This is a genomic window from Tumebacillus amylolyticus (genome assembly GCF_016722965.1).
Lineage (GTDB): Bacteria > Bacillota > Bacilli > Tumebacillales > Tumebacillaceae > Tumebacillus > Tumebacillus amylolyticus.
Genome location: NZ_JAEQNB010000008.1, coordinates 68,070 through 92,407, shown reverse-complemented (window position 1 = coordinate 92,407; position 24,338 = coordinate 68,070). Strand labels below are relative to the sequence as shown.

The 24,338-nt window shown below is 56.5% G+C and carries 21 protein-coding genes and 1 pseudogene; 4 read left to right on the top strand and 18 right to left on the bottom strand.

The annotated features are described in order from the left end of the window. Positions 1-204 precede the first annotated feature (204 nt). Positions 205-981, bottom strand: a complete 777-nt coding sequence (locus tag JJB07_RS20915; protein ID WP_201638052.1) for a TatD family hydrolase — start codon at positions 979-981, stop codon at positions 205-207. Position 982: 1 nt separating this feature from the next. Beyond that, a pseudogene (gene metG / locus JJB07_RS20910) lies at positions 983-3,055 on the bottom strand (methionine--tRNA ligase); the annotation flags it as partial. A gap of 569 nt (positions 3,056-3,624) precedes the next feature. On the opposite strand from metG, the gene JJB07_RS20905 reads away from it, so the two are divergent. Next, complete coding sequence (locus JJB07_RS20905) at positions 3,625-3,870, top strand: AbrB/MazE/SpoVT family DNA-binding domain-containing protein (RefSeq protein ID WP_236588289.1); 246 nt, start codon at positions 3,625-3,627, stop codon at positions 3,868-3,870. Positions 3,871-3,935: 65 nt separating this feature from the next. Here JJB07_RS20905 and rsmI read toward each other — a convergent pair whose 3' ends face one another. The 3 genes from rsmI to JJB07_RS20890 form a co-directional block, all read right to left on the bottom strand. Next, entirely contained in the window at positions 3,936-4,823 is an 888-nt protein-coding gene (rsmI, locus tag JJB07_RS20900) for a 16S rRNA (cytidine(1402)-2'-O)-methyltransferase (protein WP_201638049.1), read from the bottom strand. Next, positions 4,820-5,584: a tRNA1(Val) (adenine(37)-N6)-methyltransferase gene (locus JJB07_RS20895; protein WP_201638048.1), complete on the bottom strand. Its 765-nt coding sequence runs from the start codon at positions 5,582-5,584 to the stop codon at positions 4,820-4,822. The genes rsmI and JJB07_RS20895 overlap by 4 nt, the downstream gene beginning before the upstream one ends. Positions 5,585-5,758: 174 nt before the next feature. Next, positions 5,759-7,375 carry a copper amine oxidase N-terminal domain-containing protein gene (locus tag JJB07_RS20890; RefSeq protein ID WP_201638047.1) on the bottom strand — a complete coding sequence of 539 codons (1,617 nt, stop codon included), beginning with the start codon at positions 7,373-7,375 and terminating at the stop codon, positions 5,759-5,761. Positions 7,376-7,530: 155 nt separating this feature from the next. On the opposite strand from JJB07_RS20890, the gene JJB07_RS20885 reads away from it, so the two are divergent. Then, the gene (locus JJB07_RS20885; RefSeq protein WP_236588276.1) at positions 7,531-8,127 is read left to right on the top strand and encodes an RNA polymerase sigma factor; all 597 of its coding nucleotides are present in this window, start codon (positions 7,531-7,533) and stop codon (positions 8,125-8,127) included. Beyond that, entirely contained in the window at positions 8,099-8,875 is a 777-nt protein-coding gene (locus JJB07_RS20880) for an anti-sigma factor (RefSeq protein WP_201638162.1), read from the top strand. Before JJB07_RS20885 ends, JJB07_RS20880 begins: the two co-directional genes overlap by 29 nt. A 45-nt stretch (positions 8,876-8,920) precedes the next feature. Here the strand turns inward: JJB07_RS20880 and JJB07_RS20875 are convergent, their stop codons facing one another. The 13 genes from JJB07_RS20875 to JJB07_RS20815 all read right to left on the bottom strand — a co-directional run bounded on the left by JJB07_RS20875 (position 8,921) and on the right by JJB07_RS20815 (position 22,649). Then, positions 8,921-10,204 (bottom strand): diguanylate cyclase, encoded by a 1,284-nt coding sequence (locus JJB07_RS20875; protein ID WP_201638046.1) that lies wholly within the window; start codon positions 10,202-10,204, stop codon positions 8,921-8,923. 7 nt (positions 10,205-10,211) lie between these two features. Further along, complete coding sequence (locus JJB07_RS20870; protein WP_201638045.1) at positions 10,212-13,103, bottom strand: ATP-binding protein; 2,892 nt, start codon at positions 13,101-13,103, stop codon at positions 10,212-10,214. Then, positions 13,093-13,470: a response regulator gene (locus tag JJB07_RS20865; RefSeq protein ID WP_201638044.1), complete on the bottom strand. Its 378-nt coding sequence runs from the start codon at positions 13,468-13,470 to the stop codon at positions 13,093-13,095. Before JJB07_RS20865 ends, JJB07_RS20870 begins: the two co-directional genes overlap by 11 nt. 31 nt (positions 13,471-13,501) lie before the next feature. After that, positions 13,502-14,926, bottom strand: coding sequence for a glycosyltransferase family 2 protein (locus JJB07_RS20860; RefSeq protein WP_236588275.1), 1,425 nt, complete (start codon positions 14,924-14,926; stop codon positions 13,502-13,504). Then, complete coding sequence (locus JJB07_RS20855) at positions 14,923-15,969, bottom strand: HEAT repeat domain-containing protein (RefSeq protein WP_201638043.1); 1,047 nt, start codon at positions 15,967-15,969, stop codon at positions 14,923-14,925. Before JJB07_RS20855 ends, JJB07_RS20860 begins: the two co-directional genes overlap by 4 nt. Beyond that, entirely contained in the window at positions 15,966-17,480 is a 1,515-nt protein-coding gene (locus JJB07_RS20850; protein ID WP_201638042.1) for a response regulator, read from the bottom strand. The genes JJB07_RS20855 and JJB07_RS20850 overlap by 4 nt, the downstream gene beginning before the upstream one ends. A gap of 182 nt (positions 17,481-17,662) precedes the next feature. After that, on the bottom strand, positions 17,663-17,983 hold the full coding sequence (yabA, locus tag JJB07_RS20845; RefSeq protein WP_201638041.1) for a DNA replication initiation control protein YabA: 321 nt from the start codon (positions 17,981-17,983) through the stop codon (positions 17,663-17,665). Positions 17,984-18,011: 28 nt separating this feature from the next. After that, the gene (locus JJB07_RS20840) at positions 18,012-18,749 is read right to left on the bottom strand and encodes a PSP1 domain-containing protein (RefSeq protein WP_201638040.1); all 738 of its coding nucleotides are present in this window, start codon (positions 18,747-18,749) and stop codon (positions 18,012-18,014) included. A gap of 7 nt (positions 18,750-18,756) precedes the next feature. Then, a complete protein-coding gene (gene holB / locus JJB07_RS20835; RefSeq protein ID WP_201638039.1) occupies positions 18,757-19,728 on the bottom strand; it encodes a DNA polymerase III subunit delta' in 972 nt (323 codons plus the stop codon). A gap of 13 nt (positions 19,729-19,741) precedes the next feature. Beyond that, positions 19,742-20,188, bottom strand: a complete 447-nt coding sequence (locus JJB07_RS20830) for a YaaR family protein (protein ID WP_201638038.1) — start codon at positions 20,186-20,188, stop codon at positions 19,742-19,744. 15 nt (positions 20,189-20,203) lie between these two features. Continuing rightward, on the bottom strand, positions 20,204-20,533 hold the full coding sequence (locus tag JJB07_RS20825; protein ID WP_201638160.1) for a cyclic-di-AMP receptor: 330 nt from the start codon (positions 20,531-20,533) through the stop codon (positions 20,204-20,206). Between the two features lie 25 nt (positions 20,534-20,558). Further along, positions 20,559-21,179 (bottom strand): dTMP kinase, encoded by a 621-nt coding sequence (gene tmk, locus JJB07_RS20820; protein WP_201638037.1) that lies wholly within the window; start codon positions 21,177-21,179, stop codon positions 20,559-20,561. Positions 21,180-21,185: 6 nt separating this feature from the next. Then, positions 21,186-22,649, bottom strand: coding sequence for an aminotransferase class I/II-fold pyridoxal phosphate-dependent enzyme (locus tag JJB07_RS20815; RefSeq protein WP_201638036.1), 1,464 nt, complete (start codon positions 22,647-22,649; stop codon positions 21,186-21,188). Between the two features lie 192 nt (positions 22,650-22,841). Here JJB07_RS20815 and JJB07_RS20810 point away from each other — a divergent pair, with 192 nt between their 5' ends. Then, positions 22,842-24,272 carry an NAD-dependent malic enzyme gene (locus JJB07_RS20810; protein ID WP_201638035.1) on the top strand — a complete coding sequence of 477 codons (1,431 nt, stop codon included), beginning with the start codon at positions 22,842-22,844 and terminating at the stop codon, positions 24,270-24,272. Positions 24,273-24,338: the final 66 nt, after the last annotated feature.

Here is a 24,338-nt window from a genome sequence, read left to right as displayed (position 1 = left end):
CATAAAAAGTTGTTTCTTAGTTCATTAATGATTCCCTGATGGTATTGAATGAGAAATGATGAATTAACCAAGCGCGACTTATCAGTATTATATAGCCTCCCTATTCAAAAATCTAGGTCATATCAAGTGTACCTTGATTCTGACCGTCATGCCATTGATAATCATGAAAAAACCCTGCACTCGTTGGAGTGCAGGGTTACTTTTTTAAAACTTGAAGATCTCGTGTGCGTTTCGGGTCGTCTGGATCGCGATTTCTTCGTAGGAAAGTTCACGGAGAGCGGCGATTTTTTCTGCGACGTGGCGGACGTACGCCGGCTCGTTGCGTTTGCCGCGGTGCGGCTCCGGCGTGAGGTACGGGGCGTCCGTTTCGACCAGCAGACGATCCATTGGAATTTTCGCGGCGACTTCTTGCGGGCGTTTGCCGTTTTTGAACGTCACCGGGCCGCCGAAGGAGATGTAGAAGTTCAGCTTCATGCATTCTTGGGCGAACTCCCACGAGCCGGAGAAGCAGTGCATGATCCCGCCGATCTGCGCGGCGTTTTCCTCTTTGAGAATCTTGAGGATGTCGCCGTGCGCTTCTCGGTCGTGGATGATGATCGGACGATGAAGTTCCTTGGCGATGGCAATCTGCTTGCGGAACATCTCGTCTTGCAACTCCGGCGTCGTCGTGTCCCAATGGTAGTCGAGACCGATCTCGCCGATGGCGACGACTTTCTCGTGCTTCGACCAGTCGTAGAGTTTCTGGTAGTGCTCGTCGTTCAGGTCGTTGAGATCGCACGGATGATAGCCGACTTGGGCGTAGACGCCTTCGTATTGCTCGGCGATCTCGATGGCACGCAGGTTGGAATCGTAGTCGTAGCTCGGGATTACGATCTTGCCCACGCCGTTTTCGCGGGCGGAGGCGACCAGTTCGTCAAGTTCGTCGGCAAACTGGGGCGAGTTGAGGTGCGAGTGCGTGTCGACGAGGTAGATCTCCGACATCTTACTTCACCACGGCGCCGGCCGGAATCGGGCCGGAGACGGTCGCAAGCACGAGGTCGTCGCCTGCAGACGCAGCGAGGATCATGCCGTGCGATTCGACGCCGCGCAGTTTGACCGGCTTGAGGTTGGCGACGAGGATGACTTTTTGGCCGACGAGCGCTTCCGGCTCGTAGTATTTCGCGATGCCGGAGACGACTTGGCGTTTTTCTTCGCCGAGCGAGAGTTGCAGTTTGAGCAGTTTGTCTGCTTTCGGGACGCGTTCGCACTCGATGACTTCGGCGACGCGCAGTTCGACTTTCATGAAATCGTCGATGCCGATGAGGGCGATGCCTTCGGGAGCTTGCGTTTCGGCTTGGGCAGCCGGAGCCTTTGCTTCGGTTTTGGTTTCGGTGGTTTGTGCTTCGGTGGTTTGTGCTTCGGTGGTCTTGGTTTCGGTTGCTTGGTTTTCAGACACGGTGTTGCCTCCTAACATTTCTTCGATGAGGTTGACTTCTACTTTTACGTCGAGGCGCTGGAACAGGGCATCGCCTTTTTTCACGTTCAAACCGCTTGGCAAGTTGCCGAATGCGCGGGTGGAGTCCCATGTGGTCGCAGGACCTGCGGAGAGGCCGAGTTGCTCCCAGATCACGCCCGGAGACTTGATCAGGAACGGTTGGACGAGAATCGAGGAGATGCGCAGGGACTCCGCGAGGTTGTAGAGCACGGTGTTCAGGCGGGACTTCTGCGCTTCGTCCTTCGCCAGCGTCCACGGAGCGGTTTCGTCGATGTACTTGTTCGTGCGGGACACGAGGTCCCAGATCGCGCCGAGGGCGAGGGAGAACTGCATTTTGTCGAGTGCGTCTTCGGCGCGTTTGACCGCGTCGGCCGCGACTGCATAGAGCGTTTCATCGAACTCGGTGGCGTCGCCGCGCTCCGGGATGATGCCGTCGTTGTATTTCTCGATCATCGCGACGGTGCGGGACAGCAAGTTGCCGAGGTCGTTGGCGAGGTCGGAGTTCAGACGGGTGACGAACGCTTCCGGCGTGAACTGGCCGTCTTGGCCGAACGGCACTTCGCGCATCATGAAGTAGCGCAGGGCATCGAGGCCGTAGCGGTCGATCAGCGGCACCGGGTCGACGACGTTGCCTTTGGACTTCGACATTTTGTCCCCGCCGGAGAGGAAGAATCCGTGCCCGAACACTTTTTTCGGCAGCGGCTCGCCGAGCGCCATGAGGAAAATCGGCCAGTAGATCGTGTGGAAACGCACGATGTCTTTGCCGATGACGTGGACGTCTGCCGGCCAGTATTTTTGGTATTTCGCTTGCAGTTCCGGGTCTTGCGAGCCGTAGCCGATCGCCGTGATGTAGTTCGTCAACGCATCCAGCCAGACGTACACGACGTGCTTCGGGTCGGACGAAACTTTGATGCCCCAGTCAAACGTCGTGCGGGACACGCAGAGGTCTTGCAGGCCCGGTTTGAGGAAGTTGTTGAGCATCTCTTGCTTGCGGGATTCCGGCTCGATGAACTCCGGATGTTCTTCGTAATACTGGATGAGACGATCCGCGTACTTGCTCATGCGGAAGAAATACGATTTCTCGCTGGTTTCGATCACGTCGCGCGAGCAGTCCGGGCATTTGCCGTTTGCGGTCTTGACTTGGGTTTCCGTCCAGAACGATTCGCACGGGGTGCAGTACAGCCCGGTGTATTCGGCGAGGTAGATGTCGTCTTGCTCGAGCAGTCGTTGGAAGATCTGCTGAACGACTTTCGTGTGACGCTCTTCGGTGGTGCGGATGAAGTCGTCGTAGGAGATGTCGAGTTTTTTCCAGAGGTCTTGGATGCCGTCGACGATGCGGTCCACGAACGGCAGGGGTGCCAAGCCCGCTTTTTCCGCGCGCTCTTGGATTTTCTGGCCGTGCTCGTCGGTGCCGGTCAAGAACATGACATCATAACCGCGCAGACGCTTGTACCGCGCCATCGCGTCGCACGCCGTCGTGGTGTAGGCGTGTCCGATGTGCAGCTTGTCGGACGGGTAGTAGATCGGAGTGGTGATGTAGAACGAAGGATTTGCCATTGAAGTGTTCGCCTCCTGAGTGAAATAAAAAAAGCTCTGCGTCCCTTGCCGGGACGAGAGCTGTCTCTCGCGGTACCACCTGGCTTCACGTTCCCCTCACGAAGGAACGCCTCCACGGGTCTTTTCTTATCTAAAAAGACCGCAGGGCTGTATCGGGCCCTCCCGTCAAAGCCTCAAGTGGGTTTCTAATAGGAAAAAACGCACTCTCGACTCCGATGGCTCCGGAACCATCTTCTCCGCGCGTGGCCTGTCGGTTTCCACCCTCCCGACTCTCTGGTTGGTTCGCTTGCGGGTACTCATTCCTTCATCGCCTTATTTTTGGAAGATCGCTTACAAAAACATATCTTTTCCACACGCTAACATATTATGCAGCAAGCGTCAACCATTGCAAAAAACACTTTCTGGTGAGACACTGATTTTACACCATTTTCGAAAAAAGTGGGGTTCCCAGAAAATTTTTTATCCAAAAGCTTCTATTTGCCTCCCAACCCTATTGACTATTATGGGAGTAATTGGTACGCTAAGGATGTCGAAAGTTTGTCGAACTATGTAGAATCAAAAACAGATAAAAAAACAGTACATTTGGGAGAGTGTTGACAATGAAATCTACGGGGATCGTACGTAAAGTTGACGAGCTGGGCCGTGTTGTAATTCCGATCGAACTGCGCCGCACCTTGGGAATTGGCGAGAAAGACGCTCTGGAAATCTACGTGGACGGCGAGCGCATCGTCCTGAAAAAATACGAGCCGGCTTGCGTATTCTGCGGGTCTGCTGATGAAATCATCCACTTCCGCGGCAAGAACATCTGCTCCGTTTGCATTGGCGAGATGAGCCGCTAACATAGAGAGAAAAAGCCCCGGGCCTGCGAAGGCCGGGGCTTTTTTTGCGTAGCTGCTTGGTTTTGCTAGTCTACCATCACTTCGTTGTAGACTTCTCGTTTTTGGAGGCCGCGTTCTTTGGCGACTTGTTTGACGGCGTCTTTTTTGGAGAGGCCGGATTCGACAAGTTTTTCGACATGCTCCGACAAATTGAGCTCTTCCCAGTACGGTTTTTCGACAAACTCATTTGCCAGTTCTTTTGCCAATCCTTCCAGCACGAGGACGTATTCTCCGCGAGGCTCATTTTCCGAAAGCCAGAAAATGACCTCACTGATTTTCCCACGAGAAAATTGCTCGTACCGCTTCGTCAATTCCTTCGCCAGCACGATCTCCCGGTCGCCCAGTACGTCCAGCATGGCTTTCAGCGTTTCTTCCAACCGATGCGGCGCTTCATAAAAAATCAACGTCTCCATCCGCGCGCGAAGCTGGGTCAACTCCTCGACCCTCTTTTTCTTCTCCCTCGGCAAGAACCCGATGAACGTGAAACGGTCTGTCGGCAGCCCCGACGCAATCAACGCCGTCACTCCTGCCACGCAGCCCGGAATCGGCACCACGGTTAGACGTTCTTCGACAGCGGCGCGAACGATGTCGGCTCCCGGATCAGAGATGCCGGGCGTTCCCGCATCGGTGACGAGCGCGACCGACTGGCCCTCGCGCAGGAGGGAGAGAATCGCTTCTTCCTTGCTGTGCTTGTTGTGTTCATGGTAGGAAATCAAGCGCACGCCTTCGATGCCGAAGTGCGTGAGCAGTTTGCGCGATTGGCGGGTGTCTTCGGCGGCGACGACTTCGACGCTTTTGAGAATTTCGACGGCGCGGTAGGTCATGTCGTCGAGGTTTCCAATCGGGGTGGCAACCAAGTAAAGCGTGCCGGTTTCTTGCTGGTCTTGAAAACTGTAACGGGTCTGGAACGTCATCGGGCAAATTCTCCTCGTCCGGCGTAGATGTCGAGGATGGCTTGCGTATAGCCGCCATCGTCGGTATGTACAAACAGCGGCGGGTCGATACGCAGTTCGGGCTTGCCGCCTTTGATTGCTTCAATCAGTAGGATGTTGGGTCGCAGATGCGCCCGTGGATGCACGAGCAAGAGACGCTTGGGCTCCAACTTGTGCAATTTCATCAACGCGATGATGTCCGCCAGTCGATCCGGGCGGTGGACCATCGCAAACTTTCCTTGGTACTTCAACAATTTGGCGGCCGCCGTGACGACGTCCTCCAACTTCGCCGTGATCTCATGCTTGGCGATGGCGACATGCGGATTCAAGCTCGCGTCCCCGATGCCTGCAGGGCGGTAGGGCGGGTTGCAGGTGACCACGTCGAAGCTCTCGTGCCCGAAGTGGCGGACGGCTTCTCGCAGATCCCCGTTGACGATCTCGATCGTTTCCTGAAGCTGATTGCCGCTGACGTTGCGCTGTGCCATGTCGGCGAGGCGTTCTTGGATTTCCAAGCCCACGATCCCCGCACGGCGCGGCAACTCGCTGCGCGAGGCGAGCAAGAGCGGGATGACCCCGTTGCCCGTGCCCATGTCCAGCACGCGGTCCCGATTTCGAAGCGTTACATAATGAGCGAGCAACACGGCGTCCAGCGAGAAGGAAAACACTTCGTCGCTTTGGATGATCCGCAGGTCTTTGGTTTGCAGATCATCGAGCCGCTCGCCCGGTTTCAAGTCAAATTCCATGAGGTCTTCACTCACTTCCGGACAATCTTGCTATCCCCTTCGACAGATGGAAAGGTATCCCTGCCTAGGTTTCCCCAAAACGACCTGCACCCACTACTTGGTACTGCCCGAGATTGGAAAAAAAACGAGCCATCCGTCGCGTGACGGATGGCTCGTCTTTTATCTACCTAAAATCTAAAACTTGGTCAGCGTAATCGAGTTGGTGCCGCCGTTCCAATCCACGTTCCAGCCGAGTTGTTCGGCGATGAAGCGCAGCGGAATCTGCGTTCTGTCGTTGACGATGAACGCCGGGGTGCCGATTTGGCGGGTCTGGCCGTTGAAGGTCATGTAGTCTTTGCCGATCCAGAATTTCAGCACATCGCTGCCCGCCGTCACTGTGACCGTGCCGGTTTCGCCTGCCCAATCCACTTTCGCTCCAACGGTCTCGCTCAGTGCGCGCAGGGAGACGAAGGTGCGGTCGCCTTGAACGAACGGCGCGACGTCGAACCATTTTTCCGTACCGTTGACGGTGAATTTGGTGTTGTCGACCCAGAGGTTCGCCACGGTGCCGCCAAAGTTCGCCGGGTATTGCGCGACGATGGCCGTCGAGAGCGATTGCCCGGTCATGAACATGTGGTCGTACGCGGTTTGGTAGTTTTCATACGTGCCTTTGTAGTCTTTGTTCACGTAGTCGTTGAAAGCGTTCAGCAGTTCTTGGACGTGAACGTTCAGGGCCTCTCGGATCGCCGTTTCGTTCATGTACGGGTCGGCTCCGGCGAAGAATTTGGCTTGTTCCGTGCGGTATTCGTCGAGGTTGGCGACCGCTTTTTGTTGGCCGGCGCTGTCTTTGGCAGCCGTTGCTTTCACGTAGTCGACGAAGTAGCCGATGTGAGAGCTCCAGATCTTCTTGAACTGTGCCCCCGCATCTGCTCCGTAGACGGAACCGACCGCTGCGCTCAGGTCGTCGGTGTTGGCGTTGAGAGTGGCTGCGACCGTGCCGAAGTCCTGCTTGCCGTCGATGCCTTTTTGCATCGCGAGGATCGCGAGGCTTGCGTGTTCCGAAAGCAGGCGGTCGAGCACGACGCGCAGGTCAACGGACGGCGAAGCGGTCATCGTGTTGTTGAACTTCTCCGGAAACTGCTTGACGATTGCAGTCGAAATCCCGTCGCCGGTCATAAACATGTGCTCGTGGGCCATGCGCAAGTTCGCTTGTTCCGCGGCGGCGTCTTGGTTCACATAAGCGTTGAAGGCGGCGAGCAGGCCGTCGATGTGCATTTGCAGGCCGTCGGCGACCGCTTTTTCGTTGAGGTTCGGGTTGGCGTCGGCGAGGAATTTCGCTTGCTCGTCGCGGTATTCGGCGAGGTCGCGGATCGCTTGTTGCTTGCCGGCGTCGTCTTTTTTGACCGTGGCGGTTACGTAGTTGACGAAGTAGCCGATGTGGGAGCTCCAGATCGTTTTGAATTGGGCGCCTGCCGCGTCTCCGTAGACGGAAGCGATTGCAGAGGAGAGGTCGTCGGTGTTCTTATTGAGAGCGGCGGCCGCATCTGCGAAGTCCGGTGCGCCGTCGTAGCCTTTTTGCATGGCGATGATCGCGAGGTTGGCGTGTTCGCTGAACAGTTCGTCGAGCGCAACGCGCAAGTTGGCGGCCGGCGTGGTCGAAACGGCCGTTGCTTGTGCCAAGACGCCGGTCGGCATCATCGAATTGCCCATGTGCATGTCGGAATCGTGAGCGAAAGCAGACGCCGGGGAGAGCGTTGCACACATCGTAAGGGTGGTGAGAATACCTGCTGCAAGTTTGGAATTCAGTTTCATAGGGGAAGACCTCCTCGTTGTTTTTCACTTTTCACAGAATGAAACGACAACGAGAGAGATTTGGATCACATCATCCGAAAAAAAGTTTTTGGCGTAGTGTTATAATGAAGTGGCACTTTTTTGAATCCGGATGAGAAAAGGAGTCCTTCCCAGACATGACCGAGATCATCTCAGACTTGGAGCTTTTGCGGCAGGTGGCCGGGGGCGACCGGGAGGCGTTGGGAATGCTCTACGACCGCTATGAGCGGTTGGTGTATTCGTTGGCGTACCGCGTCGTGCAGGACCCGCAAACCGCCGAAGAAGTCGTGCAGGATGTCTTCACCCGCGTCTGGCAGAAGCATGCGCTGTACGACCCCGCTCTTGCGAAGTTCAGCACGTGGCTCCTGCAAGTTGCCCGCAACCGCGCGATTGATGTGCTCAAGTCTCGCCGCCGTCAGCAAGAAAGCGTGTCGGACGATACGCTTCTCCAGACGGTCGCGGACGCATCTCCGCAAACGGAAGAGCAAGTTCTGCAAGCGATCGAGCAAGAAGAAATCCGCGATGCCATGCGGGAGTTGAACCCGGAGCAACGCGATGTGATTCATTGGATGTACTTTGACGGATGGACCCAGCAGGAAATTTCCAACCGGCAAGACATCCCGCTTGGCACTGTAAAAAGCCGCGTTCGCCTCGCCCTGAACCGATTGAGGCAGACGCTCGGCAAGCGAAAGGAGGGAAGAGCCGATGAACCCCTACACACCCACCCCTTGTGACGATGTCGAACTGTACGCCCTCGACGGGCTGGACGATGCAGAACGCAGCCGGTTCCAAGAACATCTCGCCACCTGTGCCGACTGCCAAGCGCGACTGGCCGAGTTGCAAGATGTGACCGACGCGTTGCTGTTCGTGCCGGACGACGTAGAACCGCCGCAAGGAATGCGGGAGCGAGTGCTGTCTGCTGTGACGGCACTGCCGCAAGCGGACGTTCAAACGAAAACTCATGTTGAGGAAAAAATCGTACAGATGCCCGCCGCCACCCGCAAGTCTTGGCAACAGAGACTCTTCCCGTACGTCTCCGCTGTTGCCGTGCTCGCCGTGGCGTTCCTCGGTTGGCAGAACGTGACGCTCCACCGCCAAAACGCGGCGCAATCGCAACAGATCGAGCAACTCGGCCAACTGGTCGCAACGGCGAATCTGACTCCGGCCGAACCGTTCCAAGGTGCAGGCGGGCAAGCGATGCTCTTGCAGGAAGGCGCACAAAAAATCGTCATGATCAAAACCTCCAACCTGCCCAAACCGACAGACCGCGAGCAATACACGCTCTGGGTCATGAACCACGGCAAAACCCAAGTCCTCAACGGCGGCACGTTCGTCCCCACCGGAAGCAACGGAGTCGGGATGGTGGTGTTCCCCGTGCAAATGCAAGACTTCGACACCGTCGCCATCTCTCTGGAACCGGATGCCTACAGCGGCAACACCCCCAGAGGCGTACCAGTGATGACCGCACAGTTCAATTTGTAAGAAAAAAAGGACTCCTCCCCCACGCGGGAGAGGAGTCCTTTTTTTCTACCCCTGCTCGGCACACACCACGCGATTGCGGCCTTCCTGCTTCGCTTGGTACATGGCGGTGTCGGCGAGATGGACGAGGTCGTGGGCGTGCATGCCCGGTTTCCAGTCGGCGATGCCGGAGGAGAACGTGATTTGGAAGTTGTGGTTCGGCGTGCGGGCGATCACTTCTCTGCGCACGATGTCGAGCACGCGTTCCAGCGCCAATTTCGCGGTGAGGGCATTCGTTCTCGGCATCAGCACGACGAATTCCTCGCCGCCGTAGCGGGCAAGCAGATCGGTGGCGCGCAAGTTTTGTTGGAGCAATGCTGCCAGTCCTTGCAACACCAAGTCCCCGCAATGGTGCCCGTGGGTGTCGTTGACGCTTTTAAATTTGTCGATGTCGAGAAACGCCAAGGCAATCGGCTCTTCGTCCCGCTTCGCCCATTCGACTTCAATCAGCAGTTGGTGGTCAAAGTACCGACGGTTGTACGCGCCTGTCAGCCCGTCTCGGAACGCCACTTGATCGAACTGCCGGTTGCGCATGATGACGTTGTTCACTCGCGCTTCCAACTCTTCGAATTGGAACGGCTTCGTCACGTAGTCTTCCGCTCCGGCACGCAGGCAACGGACTTTGTCTTGCACATCCGTCCGCCCGGACAACACGATCAAGGGAATCCACTTCATCGCCGGGTCTTCCTTGAGAAACTTGAACATCTCATACCCCGACTGCGGGTACATCATCAGGTCGAGCAACATCAGATCGTAGCGGTTTTCGTACAGTTTGCGCTTCGCCGTCTGCACGTCGGCCGCTTCGTCCACTTCGTACCCGCACATCGCGAACTCCTCCGCCAGATACGAGCGCAAGATGTCGTCGTCGTCGATCAAAAGCAACCGCCCAAGTCCGCCCTGCGGGATCGGCTCGCAGACGATTTCCTTGCCGAGCAGTTCCGATTGGGTCTTGGCAATCTCATGCTCGATCTTCAAACGAATCAGGTGGTTGTGCGTCTCTTTGAGGATCGGCACCAGGCTTTCCGTCCTGTCGTCCTGCGAGACTCCATTCGTCCAGTCCCACAGCGCACACAAGTGTTCCGCAATCTCTCCCACGCGGTTCAAACCGAACGTCGGAGCACTTCCCTTCAGACGATGGGCACTGCGGTAGATGTCTTGGCCGAGCGACTGTTCAAACTCTGTCTTCAGCCGTTCGAGCGTGCCTTCCAGCATTTCAATCTGGCGGTCCAATTCCACGATATACTTTTTACGGCCCGTTTCCACGAGCTGTTGGATTCTCTCTATTTTGCTCATCCTCGACTCACCCTTGGTCATGATCTTCTTGCTCGGGGAACATGATGACACCGTTTCTTTTACGATGCAAAAGCGTCTGTAGAATCACGTTGGAGAGCTTGCTCGGTTGGTACGGCTTGGTGAGGAAGTCGGTCGCTCCCTTGGAGAGTCCGAGTTCTTTTTCATCAAGCGCAGTCGCGATAAAAATCGGGATGTGCGCGGTTGCCTTGGATGCTTTCAGGCGGTCGATGACCTCCCAGCCGGAGATCGAGTCTTTGAGCATGATGTCGAGGACGACCGCGTCCGGGAGGTGCACTTCGATCTGCTTCACCGCTTCTTCCCCGTCGCGCAAATGGGTGACGTCGAATCCGTTGTCCCGCATCTCTTCCTGCAAAAGCAACGCGAGCGAGTCGTCATCCTCGATGATGAACAGGCGCGGTTGTTCAGACGTCGCCGCCGCTTCGGCAAGGGCCGGTTCCAAGATGCGTTTCTCCTCACGCGGCAGGTGGATCGAGAACGTCGAGCCGACGCCGAGTTCCGATTGGACGGTAATCTCGCCGTCGTGCGCTTTGACGATCTCCTTGCAGATCGCAAGTCCCAGACCCGTGCCGCCGATCTTGCGACGGTCGGAGTTGTCGATGCGGTAGAATTTCGAGAACAACTTGCTCAGAGCGTCCTTCGGGATGCCTAAGCCTTGGTCGGTGATGTCCACCACCAAGTGTTTCGGCGTCGCACGGAAGCCGATGGTGACGGTGCCGCCCTCCGGTGAATACTTGACCGCGTTGCCGATCAAATTCATCAGCACTTGCTTGAGTTTGTCCGAGTCTCCGCGAGCCAGTGTGGACGGGACGTGGGTCTCGATCTGAAGATCGTGCTTCGTCGTGCCGACGGCGAACGTTTCCACAACCTCTTGCACGAGCGGGAGGAGATCGACGTCTGCCATCTCGTACGATTGACGGCCGGACTCCATGCGCTGGATGTCGAGGAAGTCGTTGATCAACTGCGTGAGACGCTTCGCTTCCTTGTGAATCGTCGTCAGGTATTTCAGTTGGCGCTCCGGTTTCAGTTCCTTGTTCAGCATCAATTCGGTGAAGCCGAGCACGGAGGAAAGCGGCGTGCGCAATTCGTGAGAGACGGTGGAGACGAACTCCGACTTCATCTGGTCCACTTCGTACTCGCGGGTGATGTCGCGGTGCACGAGCATCGTGGCGACGATCTCGCCTTCTGCATTGCGGATTTTTTCGAAGTAGACTTGGATGACTTTGGTGTTTTCGTTCTGTTGCAGTTGGTAGATCAAGCGCGCTTCCTCGGGAAGTCGTCCGTCGAGCGCGTCTTTGACGAACAGGCAGAGTTCGTCGGAGTTGTCCACGAGTTGTTCGAATAGATCGTAGAGGCGATGCGTCACTTCGCGATTTTCGCGGTCGAGGATGCACTCGCCGATCCACGACGTCCACGTCTCGTTAACTTGCACGAGCGTTCCCTGCACGTCAAAGAGCTGGATGCCTTCGCGGATCGAGTCGATGATCTCTTGGTTCAGTTGACGTTCGCGCTCCGTGGCTTCGTAGGTGTGAAGTTTCTCAATGGAGAGCGCAATCTGGTTGGCGAGGGCGTGCGATTGTTCCAACTCCGCCTCGGTGAAGCTCCTGCTCATGCGGGTCAGGACGACGACGGCGATCACGTTGCCCGTCGAGGCGTGGATCGGCAGGTAGAGATCGGCGAGTTCGAATCGTTCGTCATGGTAGCCTTTTTCCGTGGGCAACGCTTCTCGGGAAACGATGAAACCGCGGCCCTCCGTTTGCAGGCGGGCGAACATGCCGTCCTCGCCCGCTTGGAGGAAGGATTTCATCTGCTGGTTCGAAATGCCGACCGACGCGTGCGGGCGGTCTTTTTCCAAGAGCACGATCGCGCCTTTGTCCGCGTGTTGGATCACTTGCAGGTTTTGAATGATGCTTGTCAAAAGCGTTTGGCGGTCCAGCGTGTTGACGAGCGAGGCGTTGAGGGCATTCTGCGCTTGCAGGATGGCCTCTTTTTGCTGCATCTTGATCAGCGTCGTGTTCAGCTCGTCTTGGGAGTAGAGCAGTTCTTCCTGTTGGGCGAGCACTTCTTCGTTCTGCTCGATCAGGTCTTGCTCGGAAATTTGAATGCGTTCGATCATGCCGTGCAGCGAGCGGGTCAGGAAGCCGATCTCGTCCTCTCGATTCCCGTACGGCAACTCCAACAGTTTGCCGTCCTCATGTTGCTGGGAGGAGAGGGCGAGGATGTGCAGCGGACGGCCGATGTCCTTGGCCAGTCGGATCGCAAGCACCCCGACGATGACGGCGATCAAGATCAGATAGAGCGCGAACAGCAACGCCATCAAGTCGAGGTTCCGGCTGTACTCCACTTGCAAATCGACCATATGGGTATGCAGAATCCTCATGTAGTCGAGGTTTTGTTGACGCAGTGCGTCGAGGCTCTGCGTGTAGTTTTTGCTTTGCGAGAGCTTCCAGAGGTCTTCACGGGACGAAGACTGCTGGAACATCTGCGTCGTGGAAGGCATGATGTCGTTAAAAAACTGATCGTACCCGCCTGTGACGGTCTTGAGGTAGTTCTGGTCCTCGGGAGTCAAGTCGAGGGCTTTGAAGCTTTGAATCGAGGAGTCCCAGTCTTGCCGGTCCTTGTTCAACTTGTCGAGGAACGCCGGAGCTCCGACCGCCAAGTAGCCGCGCAATTCGGCGATGGACGAGATCGTGTCCTGCTGAATTCGCGCAGACAGGCTGGATTTCTGATCCAACACCTGCACCTGTTGGTCGAAGTTGGTTTGCAAGCTGCGTTCGAAGACATACATCGTACCGCCGCCGATCGTGATCAAGAGAATCAGCACGAGCATGTAGGTCGTGAGGCGGCGGGCGATGCCTTTGCGAAGCGCTTTATTTGTCATGCAGGATGTCCTCGACCAAGTTGACGAGCTCAAGCGGAGAGAACGGCTTGGCCAGGAAATAGTTCACGCCGGTTTGACGAGCGAGGTCTTGGTCCGCTTTTTGACTCTTGGCGGTCAGCATCATGATCTTGACGTCCGACTTGCCCGCCACGGCGAGCTGTCGGGTTTTTTCCACCACTTCAAGGCCGGTCATGCCCGGCATCATGTAGTCCAGCAGGACGAGGTCGTAGTCATTCGCTTGAATTTTCTCAAACGCTTCCACGCCGTCGACCGCTTCGTCGATCTCGAACCCGCAGTCTTCCAGCGAGTCGACGACGAGCATTCTCAACACATCTTCATCTTCGGCCAACAGAATTCTGGCTGCCATTGGTCACAACCCCCATTGTGATTTGATTCGATTACTTCGAGACGCCTTTGCGTTTCATCTCGCCCCAGCCCTGCTGTTTGCGCAGGAACTGCCACGTGCCTTCCAACCGCCAGAACGTGTTCATCGGGCGGTACCAGAACGTCTCCGTCAGGGCGTAGAGGCAGAGCTTGGTCAAGTCGGACACCCGCGGGTATTTGCGCAGGCTCCATTCTTCCAGCAGGACGGCACCTGCGGAGAGCAGGGACCCATTTAAAATCGACAGTAGTAAAAGCGACGCTGCAAACGGCCAGTAGGTCTGCCCGATCGCAAGTCCGATGAGGATCGCGAGGTAGCCGAACGCTTCGATGATCGGCCCCAGCATCTCCACGAAGAAAAAGTACGGGAAGGAGACCAGCCCCACCAAGCCGTAGCGCGGGTTGAGGAACATCCGCTTGTGCAAGCGCAGGGAATCCATGAGGCCCCGGTGCCAGCGAGAGCGTTGTTTGCGCAAGATCGAGGCGTCCTCCGGGGCTTCCGTCCAGCAGACGGGGTCGGGGACGTAGATGATCGTGCGTTTTTTCATCTTGTGTTCCCGGGTGTAGCGGTGCAGGCGGACGATCAGCTCCATGTCCTCGCCGACCGTGTCGTGTCGGTAGCCGCCGGCGCGGACCACGATGTCTTTGTTGAACACGCCGAACGCGCCGGAGATGATCAAGAGCATGTTGTGCCGCGAGAGACCGATGCGGCCCATGAGGAACGCCCGCATGTACTCGATGACTTGCATGATCGCGTATTTGTTCGACGGCAAGTTGATGTCGAGCACTTCGCCGCGTTCGATGCGGCACCCGTTGGCGATGCGCACCGAACCGCCGGAGCAGATCACTTCGCCGTCCGAATCGATGATCGGCTTCATGACTTTGAGAAAAGCGTCTCGCTCCAAGACCGAGTCTGCATCCAACGAGCAGAAGTACGGGTATTGCGAGACGTTGATGCCGGCGTTGAGCGCGTCTGCTTTGCCGCCGTTTTCTTTGTCGAGCAGCCAGAGGTCGGGGTAGACTTCCGAGACGTAGACGTCGCGGATGCGTTTGGTTTCGACCGACTTGCGGACCGCTTTTTGTACCTTTTTCATCGAAAACGCTTCCAGCATCGTCGCAAGCGTCCGGTCCTTGGAACCGTCGTTGACGACGATGATTTCAAAAGTCGGGTAGTTGGTGGCGAGCAGAGAGCGGACGCTTGCCACGATGCCCGCCTCTTCGTTGTACGCCGGCACGAGGATCGAGACCGGCGGCGTGAACGAGGATTCGAGCAATTCGGCGTACGGGCTCTTGTCCTCCAAGCCGTACATCTTGCGCAATTGCAACGCCGAGACGATGAACAACAGGAAGTAAAACAGCGAAACGAACAGCACATAGAGAAAAATTAACGTGTTGACAACGGTAAAAACGGTATGCAGGATCTCCATGAACTTTGCGATCATATCTGTTTCGCCTCCAGCCATTCACGCGCCATATCACGGGCGTAGCGGTCCTCGTCACTCTCTGCGATCTGGCGGAGAATTTCCTGTCCGCGCGGGTAGCGGAGCAACGACTGCGCCGATTCTTTGCGCACCCACCACGAGGAATCGCGGAGCATTTTTTTCAACACGTCCACGAATTCGTCCTTGGCGACGGCTCCCATCGCCCGCGACGCCATCAAACGTTCCTGCCACGTCTCTGCTTCCGATTTGTCGACGAGCGTGGAACCGCGCTTCACGTAGCCGAACTTGGTGATCGCTTTCAGTGCGCGGATGCGTTCTTCGACGGAGCGGGAGTAGGTCAGTTCTTCGATGGCGGTCAAGTAGCTGTAGTCGCCCTTGTTGCCGATGATGTCGATCAGGCAGTAGCGAAGCGCCGTCGGGAGGGTGTAGATTTGGTTGAACAGCCGGTTGAACAGGCTGTCCTCCATCTTGAGAAGCAGTTCGCGGTACACGAAGTCCGGCAGGGGCTCCTGCGCACTGTCGGTGAGGAACCCAAGCAGAGCATCGTCCTGCAAACCGGCGAGGATCGCGTACAGTTGGTAGCGTTCGACGGTGCCCATCTTGCGTTTGCGCCGGAGCCGTTCGACGACGTCCTCGCGCAAACTCTCCATCCGAAATTCCTCGATGGCATAGAGCGCGTTCAAGCGGTTCGCGTAGTTGCGCGAGTTCATGTCACGACGGAAGTGCTCCGTGAACACCAACTGGGCCAACGCCTGCAACCTCTCCCGCTGCTCCACGCCGCGCAACACTTGGTTGTACTCCAGCAAGAGATCCTTCAACACCACGAGATCCGCTTCATTCAAATGTTGCAAGCCCCGTGACTCCTCCCCTTCGAGGAGAAACTTCTGCACCATCGGTTTCAAGCGTTCCCGGCGCAACTTGAGTTTGGAATGCCAGCGCACGTCGAACGATTTCTGCACCACGAGGTAGAGATAGAGGAGCAACAAAAGTCCGATGGCGCCGAGGATCGCCCACAGCACCCAGAGCAGGGCCGAGTTGATCATCGTTCCAACCTCTTGAACAGGCGTTTCACGCGGGCTTCCAGTTCGCGGATGCCAAACGGCTTCGTGATGTAATCGTCCACGCCGAGTTCGAGGGCGCGCACGATGTCTTTTTCACTTTTGCGTCCGGTCAGCATGAGGATGCTGTATTTGTCGGCATCGTATTGCGTGCGGACTTTGTACACCACTTCAAAACCGTCCATGCGCGGCAACATCCCGTCGATGATCAGCAGGTACTGGCCGTCTTGCTTGTGCCACGCGTCATCGAAAAAGCTCTCGCCTTCGCGATAGCTCATAATGTTCAGGTTGGGCAAGAGTTTGAATTGCTCAGACAACAGCGACCGCACGATCTCGTCGTCGTCGATGATCGCGAGGTACTGCGTCTGCACGATCTCCGCGGTCGCCGCCATCTCGGCGTGTGCCGCAAACAAATTCCCGTCCCGCAGTCTGCGAAGCGCCAGCGAGATCTCCTCGTTCGGCAAAACCGGCATCACCCGCACGTTGATCGTCAGCCACGGGAGCGCACGGCACGCTTGCAAGAGGTCTTCTTGCACCTGCTGCGGCGAATCCGCTTGCAAGAGGAGGTAGAATTCATCCTCCGAGCCGTGGTAGACGCCCGCTTCCGGGAAGCGTTCGCGCAACAGACTTGCCAGTTTCTCCATCTCTTCGTCGCCCGCGGCATACCCGCGTAGTTCGTTGATCTCCCGCAAGCGCTCGATGTCGAGGTAGGCAAGCACCGCTCGCTCGCCGAGCCAGTTTTTCACATGAGGCCATTGTTGTTCCAGTATTTGAATCGAGAGCGAAGATTCGCGCATCCGCTGACGTGCGAGGTCTCGTCGGCGCACCAAGCGTTTGCAGGTACCCATCCAGGACACCCAAGCCAGCGGACGCTCAAACACCGCGTCCCATTGCTCGGTCGCGCTGTCGGGCACTTGTTCCCCGATCAGTACGCGGCCGATGCCGTGCTCTTCGACTTTTTGCAAGAGATATCGTCCCTCAGAAGTTTGGTCGAGGGCGAGTTTGTCATCCACAATCAGCAAATCCGGTTTGTATCGAAAAAAGGAACGGGTCGCACGCGCCGCCGAATCCATCGCGATGACCGACCAGCCAAGGCCTTCGAGCTCCGCCTTCACTTCGGTCACGACCGCAGCTTGTTGCGTAACCAAGAGAACGAAAACGTTTTCCGTCATAAGCGAACCCGTTGCTGTCTCTGCCGGTTGTCCGTCTCCCTCCACCGCCACTTGCAACAGCGGATTGAGAAACGCGAACAACTCCTCCCGCGCCCACTGCTTGCGGTTGTGTTCACCGCCTGCGCGGTGCAGGTCATCGAGCAACAACTCCGCTTGCAAAGACCACAGCGGCAATCCAATCGACGCCCCCGAGCCTTTCACACGGTGCAAAAATTGATACAGGTCTTCCGTGGAAACGGACTCCGCCGTGCGCCAACTCTCGAATTGCTTCGTCGACTGTTCCTTAAATAGCTGTTGGTACTTGATCATCTTTGAAATTTTCATTTCCCCCATAACTCAGTACCCCATAAACGCTAGATTTTCGTACGGATTTGTACACTTACATTTTACCATCTCGCGGTGACGACTCCTATCAATATTTTACGAATACCGACAAAATTTGACTTTATGTAACAAAAAAACGCCCGGCATCTGCGCCGAGCGTTGCTTTTGAACGTATGATGTGTTTATTTGTGCAGAAACGAGAGACAGAACAAGCAATCGCCCTCGGTCCGCAGGCTGCCGTAGTGCAGGTTGCAGATGTGGAACCCCTCTTGGTACAGCCGTGCGAGGTTGTCATATCCCTCGCCCAGCATGGGAGCGGGTTCCCCAGACTTGGTGGTGGTTTTGTCCAACCGCTTCCGCAGGTTTTCGTTCTCCATGGTGAGCTTTTGGTTTTCTTCCAACAGCTCGACGATCTTCTGTTTCAGCGAGCCCAGTTCCCGGTAGAGTTCGCCGATGCGTTCCTCCACGTTGGCAACCTGAGCAAAAACGGCCTGTTTGTCCACACGCGCTCACCCCGCTTGCAAATCAAGTCTAGTGATCGGAAACCTCGCGCTGATGCTTGCCCTTGCCATGCGGCTTGCCTCCAGCGTTGCCCCCCGCGGCCACTTCGACTTTGGAGCTCTCCGCCTCTTCGTAGCTGTCCGTTTCAAACTTCAAACAGCACATGAGACGACCGCACAGCCCGGAAATTTTCGCCGGGTTCAGCGAGAGATTCTGGTCTTTCGCCATGCGGATCGAGACCGGGTCGAAATCTCCGAGCCAACTCGAACAGCAGAGGATGCGCCCGCACGGCCCGATGCCGCCGAGCAGTTTCGCTTCGTCGCGCACGCCGATTTGGCGCAGCTCGATGCGTGTGCGGAACACAGACGCGAGGTCCTTCACGAGTTCACGGAAGTCCACTCGACCGTCCGCTGTAAAGTAGAAGATGATCTTGTTGCGATCAAACGTGTACTCGACATCGACCAGCTTCATTTCCATTTTGTGATCGATGATTTTCTGTTGGCAAATATGAAACGCCTTCTTCGCGGCGACCTTGTTCTCTTCCACCTGTTGGGCGTCACGGGCATCTGCTACGCGCAGGACCCGCTTCAGCGGCAACACTACGTCTCCTTCGGAGACCATTTTCTTACCGATGACCACTTCTCCGTATTCCACGCCGCGCGCGGTTTCCACGATTGCAAAGTGTGCCTTCTCGATGGGGAGGTCAGCCGGGTCGAAGTAGTAGATCTTGCCCGCTTTTTTAAAACGGATTCCGACGACGGCAAACATGCTAGTTCTAAACCCCCTGCAGCCGCAAGATCATCTGCTCAAGCGTCAATTGAACGTTGGCATTGCCTTGCAAGCGTTTTTTGGTCATCAGGATCGTATCAATCATCCCGACGAGTTGATCCGTGCGATACTGCGCGGCCTGGGAGCGGTATTTGTCTAGTTGTCCATCTGCTGCCACGGCTGTCTCTCGTCCAAGGCTTACGTGCAAGACATCGCGATACCACCAAGCGAGGCATTCGAGCAGATCGTCGATCTCTCCGGACGCCCAACTTGGCTTGATCACTTTCTCCTGTATCGTGAAGAGGGGATTCCCTCTACGTGTTGCTAGTTCTTCACTCAATTGTACCATTAGCGTCAAGATGTCCGCAAATCTCTCCTGCGAAGCAAATTCCTTGGCCGCTCCGTAACTTTGCTTGAGATGGGCGAGGAACTTCGCGCGGGACGAGGTCATGCCTTCCTGTTGAAGCAATTGTTCCACTTGCGAGACGGGTCGGCGCTCGAAGGCGATCAGCTGGCATCGTGAAATCACGGTGGGCAGCAGTTTCGACTTCGATTCTGCGAGCAAGATCGCCACGACCGGCGACGTCGGCTCTTCCAAGAATTTCAGCAGGGCGTTGGCCGCTTCAACGGTCATTTTCTCCGCTTGGTGGACGATGTACACTTTGGTGGCGTTCTCCATCGATTTCATGGAGAACGCTTTTTGCAACTCCCGCACTTGGTCGATCTTGATCCGGTTTCCGTCCGGTTGGATCAAGATGACGTCCGGGTGGTTGCCCGACTCAAACAGCCGGCATTGGATGCAAACCCCGCAGGGCCGCTCTCCTTCGCCTTGGCAGAGGATCGACTTGGCAAAGTGGTTGGCCGTCTCTACTTGGCCCGAGCCTTCGGTGCCGAGAAAGAGATAGGCATGCGCCAATCGCCCGGTTTGGAGACTCCGGGCCAACATGTCGGCCGCGGGTCCCGGTACTGGCCAGGTCATCGCGACCCCTCCTCTAAAAGTACAGATTCAACAACAGCCCGCGAATGTCCCCGATTTTGTCGAGGATTTCGAGGTTGTCTTTTTCATCGGCGACGACTTTTTCGGCGAGTTCGGCCATGAGGTCGTCGATTTGGGAGATGATTTTGTACAGACGCATGCGTCCGCGTTTGTCAAAGCCTTGCTTTTCTTTGGAAGAAAAGCTGCCTTTGACGACTTGTTCGAGAAAGCGGCGGACGCGTTCCTTGTAGTCCTGCAGGGATTTCCAGGTCATCGACTTGGAAAGCAGTTTCCCCATGTCGTCGATTTGGCGCATGAGGTTGTCCAACTCCGCCTTGGTCAATTTCATGTTGGCTTGTTGGAACAGGTCTTGAAAAGCGGGAGACTTCACATCTCCCGCCACTTTATCGTCGCGCAGACCGAGTGTTTCCACGAACGGTCTGGAGTTGCCGCCAATTTTCATCGAAACCGCTCCTTATTAAAAATGAGCGAATGTCTCCACGTCGAGCACGAATACGGTCGCACCGCCGACTTGGACTTTGACGGGGTAGGGAACCATCGGTTCCACGCCGTTGCCAAGCGGGTTCATGGGGTTGAGCATCTGTTCTCGCGCTTGGCACGATTCGCGGATGACGCCCATGACGTCCTCGACTTGGGTTTGATCCACCCCGATGAGAAACGTCGTGTTGCCTGCTTTTAAAAAGCCGCCTGTCGAGGCGAGTTTGGTGGCGCGAAAGCCCCGTTCTACCAGATGGTCGGAAAGTTTTTGCGAGTCTTGGTCCTGTACGACGGCGATAACTAAGCGCATCATGATGTGTCGCCTCCTCAAAGAGTTACAGGTACCGGCGGATGTCCTGCCAGATCGCTTCGGTGACGGCTTCGACAGATTGAGTTCCGTCGATGACGACGATGCGGTCCGGCTCCTCCTTGGCGATTTGCAGGAACTGTTCACGAACGCGACGGTGGTATTCGAGGTCGCGCTGTTCAATCCGGTCGAGGCATTTGCCACGGCCCGCGAAGGCCCGTTGAAGTCCAAGTTCGCTTGGAACGTCGATTAGGTACGTGCGGGTCGGCCAGAGGCCGTCGGTTGCGTGTTGGTTGATGCTGCGAACTTCTTCAAGCGGGATGCCAAGGCCGGTTGCTTGGTAGGCGAGGCTCGCGTCGATGTAGCGGTCGCAGAGGATGACGCGGCCCTGTTCGAGAGCGGGGCGGATCACTTCGGCGACGTGTTGAGCGCGCGAGGCGGCGTAGAGCAACATCTCGGTCTTGGCGGTCATGGCGCGGTTTTCCGGATTGAGCAGCATCGAGCGAATTTGGTCGCTGATCGGAGTGCCGCCGGGTTCCCGGGTGGTGTGAACTTCTATTCCAGAATGGCCCAAGAGTTCGGACAGGCGGCGAATCTGTGTGGATTTGCCGCTGCCGTCCGGGCCTTCGAGTGTGATGAAAAGACCCACTGCTTGCTAGACTCCCTTCTGCTGTTGGGGCAGAACCCGTACTTCTTGCATTCGACTGTCCTCCACACCTTGAAAACGAACTCCTGCGTCGCGCAGAGTTTGAACGTGAGAGATGAGCTCCTCCGTCCAGACTTCGCCGGGTACGATGAGCGGAATGCCCGGAGGATACGGAATCACCATCTCCCCCGCGCAACAGCCCGCCGCACCTTGTAAGGGTACACGTTCCGTGTCCATCTCAAACGCTTCGTGGGGGAGAAGTTTGGCTTCCAGAGCTGTATACAACATCTTAGGAAGTAAAACTTCGTGCTCACGCGCTTCCTTTGCGGCAGGTTCTAAGGCTTGGAGGGCCTTGACGAGCCGGTCCACTTGGCGGTCGCCGTCGGTGTAGGTGAACACGGCGAGGACGTTTTGCGGGTCGGAGAGTTCGAGAGTCAGGCGGTTTTGGAGGTGCAGGTGTTCATAAACCTGCGAGCCGGTTTTGTGAAGCCCGGTCACCCCGATCGTCCATTTGAGCGGATCGACTCGGAAATTCCCGGGCGTATTGTTTTCATCCAACAAATTCAGGTGCGGCGACGTCGCGAGACGGCCCGCGCCTTTTTTGACAGCTTCGATTGCTTGGGACATCATCGCGTGGCCCTCGGTCTGCATCTGATGACGCGCAACATCGAGCGAAGCCAGCAAGAGATACGACGGCGACGTGCTCTGCACCAACTGCAGCCGCTTGCGAAGACGCGCGCGATCAACTTGCGGACCCCGGACATGCAACATCGACGCCTGCGTTAAGGCCCCCAATGTCTTGTGCGTACTCTGCACCGCCATGTCCGCTCCCGACTCCATCGCCGTCTCCGGCAAACTCTCATGAAACGCAAAATGAGCCCCGTGCGCCTCGTCCACAAGCAACATCATCCCCGCCTCATGCACGATCTCCGCGATTTTTTTCAAATCCGAGCAGATCCCATGATACGTCGGACTCACGATCAGCAAAGCTTTGGCCTCGCGATGGCTCTGTACGATCTCCCGCACCGTCTCCACCGCGACACCCGACGCAATGCCATACTCCTCATGTACTTCCGGGTGATAAAAAACGGGCTGTGCTTTCGCCAGCACGAGTCCGTTCAACACCGACTTATGCAAATTGCGCGGCACGAGAATCTTCTCCCCCGGCCGGACCGCCGTCAGGATCATAGCAAGATTCCCCGCCGTACTGCCATTTACCAAAAAATACGTCTCTTCTGCACCAAAAGCGTCCGCCGCCAAGCTCTGTGCTTCGCGAATCGCACCTTCGGGCGCATGCAGGTCGTCCAATCCCGGAATCTCCGTGAGATCCAGTCTCCCTGCTTGAGACAACCAAGCGCCGAGCGCTCCGTCCAACCCTCTGCCCATTTTATGCCCCGGCACATGGTAGCTGCCCGGACTGTGCTGCAAATGCGAGAGGATTGCATTCATAATGGGAATAGTAGAGATACCCACTGGTCCATTCCCCCAAGTATGTAGTTCGCTCCACCGAGCTGTGAATCCTTTTTCCTATTATAGTCTGGGGGCTTTGGAGCAAACAAGTTCGGGGTTTTGTTCATAAAAATTAGTCTGGGTAGTCTATTGATTGCATCCGTAAGAGTGATAAAATAGACTTTATATTTTTCGGAACTCTAGGAGGACTTATTTATGGCAACGGAACGTACCGCCGGTCTGTCTCTGATCTACCGGCTTGAACTTAAGAACAGTTCGCACATCTTTGGACTTGTCGCTCACCACATCGGCGAAGGCGACGGCGACATCATCGGCGTCGACGTTGTTACCGTCTCCAAGGACGTCGTCATTCGCGACGTCAACGTAAACGTTTTCGACCGTGAACACGGCAACCGCATTCGTGAACGTCTCGACGCAGAAGACGGCATCAAAGTCATCAACGTGTCCGACCGCACCTATCTCATGCACTTGGGCGGCAAAATTGAAATGCGCTCGAAAATTGCCGTTCGCAACCGCGATGAACTGTCCCGCGTCTACACCCCGCACGTGGCGGACATCTGCCGCACGATTGCAGAAGACCCGAAGCAAGCCTTCAAATTGACGATCAAGAAAAACACCGTCGCCGTCGTCTCTGACGGAACCGCCGTTCTCGGCCTCGGCGACATCGGTCCGTACGGCGCAATGCCGGTCATGGAAGGCAAAGCGATGCTCTTCAAGCAGTTCGCCAACGTCGATGCGTTCCCGATCTGCCTCGACACCAAAGACACCGAAGAGATCATCGCGCACGTCAAAGCGATTGCGCCGGCGTTTGGCGGGATCAACTTGGAGGACATTTCGTCCCCGCGTTGCTTCGAGATTGAAGCACGACTGAAACAGGAACTCGACATCCCGGTCTTCCACGACGACCAGCACGGAACGGCCGTCGTTCTGCTTGCAGGTCTGATGAACGCATGCAAACTGGTGGACAAGACCCTCGATTCGCTCAAGATCGTCGTCGTCGGGATCGGCGCGGCAGGGATTGCGATCACCAAAATGCTCACGCTTGCCGGCGTGAAAAACATCGTCGGCGTCGACCGCGCCGGGATTATCTCCCGCCACGAGTCGTACGAAAACCCGATGTGGCAATGGTACTCCGAGAACACCAACCCGGAGAATGTAAAAGGTTCTCTGGACGATGCGATCACGGGAGCGGACGTCTTCATCGGCGTATCGGGCCCGGGCGTGTTGAAAGTCGAGCATCTGCAAAAGATGGCGAAAGACCCGATCGTCTTCGCGATGGCGAACCCGAACCCGGAGATCGATCCGGAAGTCGCAGCTCCGTATGTGCGCGTCATGGCAACCGGGCGTTCCGACTACCCGAACCAGATCAACAACCTGCTCTGCTTCCCGGGCATCTTCAAAGGCGCTCTGGACTGCCGCGCATCCGATATCAATGAAGAGATGAAACTCGCAGCTTCCTACGCGATCGCGTCGGTCGTCAACGAGGAAGAACTCTCCGAGCAATACATCATCCCGTCCGTCTTCAACAAAAAAGTCGTCGAAGCCGTCCGCCTCGCCGTCATCGAAGCGGCCTACGAAACCGGCGTTGCACGTCGTCGCTACCGCAACTACAAAGACGTGAAGTAACACACAGCTGTACAAAAAGAGAGTGCATCCGCTCGGGCGGGTGCACTCTTTTTTATGTAAGAGGCG

What these genes read in the sequence shown, in the direction of transcription:
- rsmI (WP_201638049.1), bottom strand. Translation starts at nt 4,823, where the DNA reads ATGACGTTCCAGACCCGTTACAGTTTTCAAGACCAGCAAGAAACCGGC.
- JJB07_RS20855 (WP_201638043.1), bottom strand. Translation starts at nt 15,969, where the DNA reads ATGATCAACTCGGCCCTGCTCTGGGTGCTGTGGGCGATCCTCGGCGCC.
- JJB07_RS20895 (WP_201638048.1), bottom strand. Translation starts at nt 5,584, where the DNA reads ATGGAATTTGACTTGAAACCGGGCGAGCGGCTCGATGATCTGCAAACC.
- JJB07_RS20840 (WP_201638040.1), bottom strand. Translation starts at nt 18,749, where the DNA reads ATGTTTGCCGTCGTCGGAATCCGTTTTAAAAAAGCGGGCAAGATCTAC.
- JJB07_RS20885 (WP_236588276.1), top strand. Translation starts at nt 7,531, where the DNA reads ATGACCGAGATCATCTCAGACTTGGAGCTTTTGCGGCAGGTGGCCGGG.
- JJB07_RS20880 (WP_201638162.1), top strand. Translation starts at nt 8,099, where the DNA reads ATGAACCCCTACACACCCACCCCTTGTGACGATGTCGAACTGTACGCC.
- JJB07_RS20915 (WP_201638052.1), bottom strand. Translation starts at nt 981, where the DNA reads ATGTCGGAGATCTACCTCGTCGACACGCACTCGCACCTCAACTCGCCC.
- JJB07_RS20830 (WP_201638038.1), bottom strand. Translation starts at nt 20,188, where the DNA reads ATGAAAATTGGCGGCAACTCCAGACCGTTCGTGGAAACACTCGGTCTG.
- JJB07_RS20875 (WP_201638046.1), bottom strand. Translation starts at nt 10,204, where the DNA reads ATGAGCAAAATAGAGAGAATCCAACAGCTCGTGGAAACGGGCCGTAAA.
- JJB07_RS20825 (WP_201638160.1), bottom strand. Translation starts at nt 20,533, where the DNA reads ATGCGCTTAGTTATCGCCGTCGTACAGGACCAAGACTCGCAAAAACTT.
- holB (WP_201638039.1), bottom strand. Translation starts at nt 19,728, where the DNA reads ATGACCTGGCCAGTACCGGGACCCGCGGCCGACATGTTGGCCCGGAGT.
- JJB07_RS20870 (WP_201638045.1), bottom strand. Translation starts at nt 13,103, where the DNA reads ATGACAAATAAAGCGCTTCGCAAAGGCATCGCCCGCCGCCTCACGACC.
- JJB07_RS20890 (WP_201638047.1), bottom strand. Translation starts at nt 7,375, where the DNA reads ATGAAACTGAATTCCAAACTTGCAGCAGGTATTCTCACCACCCTTACG.
- JJB07_RS20860 (WP_236588275.1), bottom strand. Translation starts at nt 14,926, where the DNA reads ATGATCGCAAAGTTCATGGAGATCCTGCATACCGTTTTTACCGTTGTC.
- JJB07_RS20850 (WP_201638042.1), bottom strand. Translation starts at nt 17,480, where the DNA reads ATGAAAATTTCAAAGATGATCAAGTACCAACAGCTATTTAAGGAACAG.
- JJB07_RS20865 (WP_201638044.1), bottom strand. Translation starts at nt 13,470, where the DNA reads ATGGCAGCCAGAATTCTGTTGGCCGAAGATGAAGATGTGTTGAGAATG.
- JJB07_RS20810 (WP_201638035.1), top strand. Translation starts at nt 22,842, where the DNA reads ATGGCAACGGAACGTACCGCCGGTCTGTCTCTGATCTACCGGCTTGAA.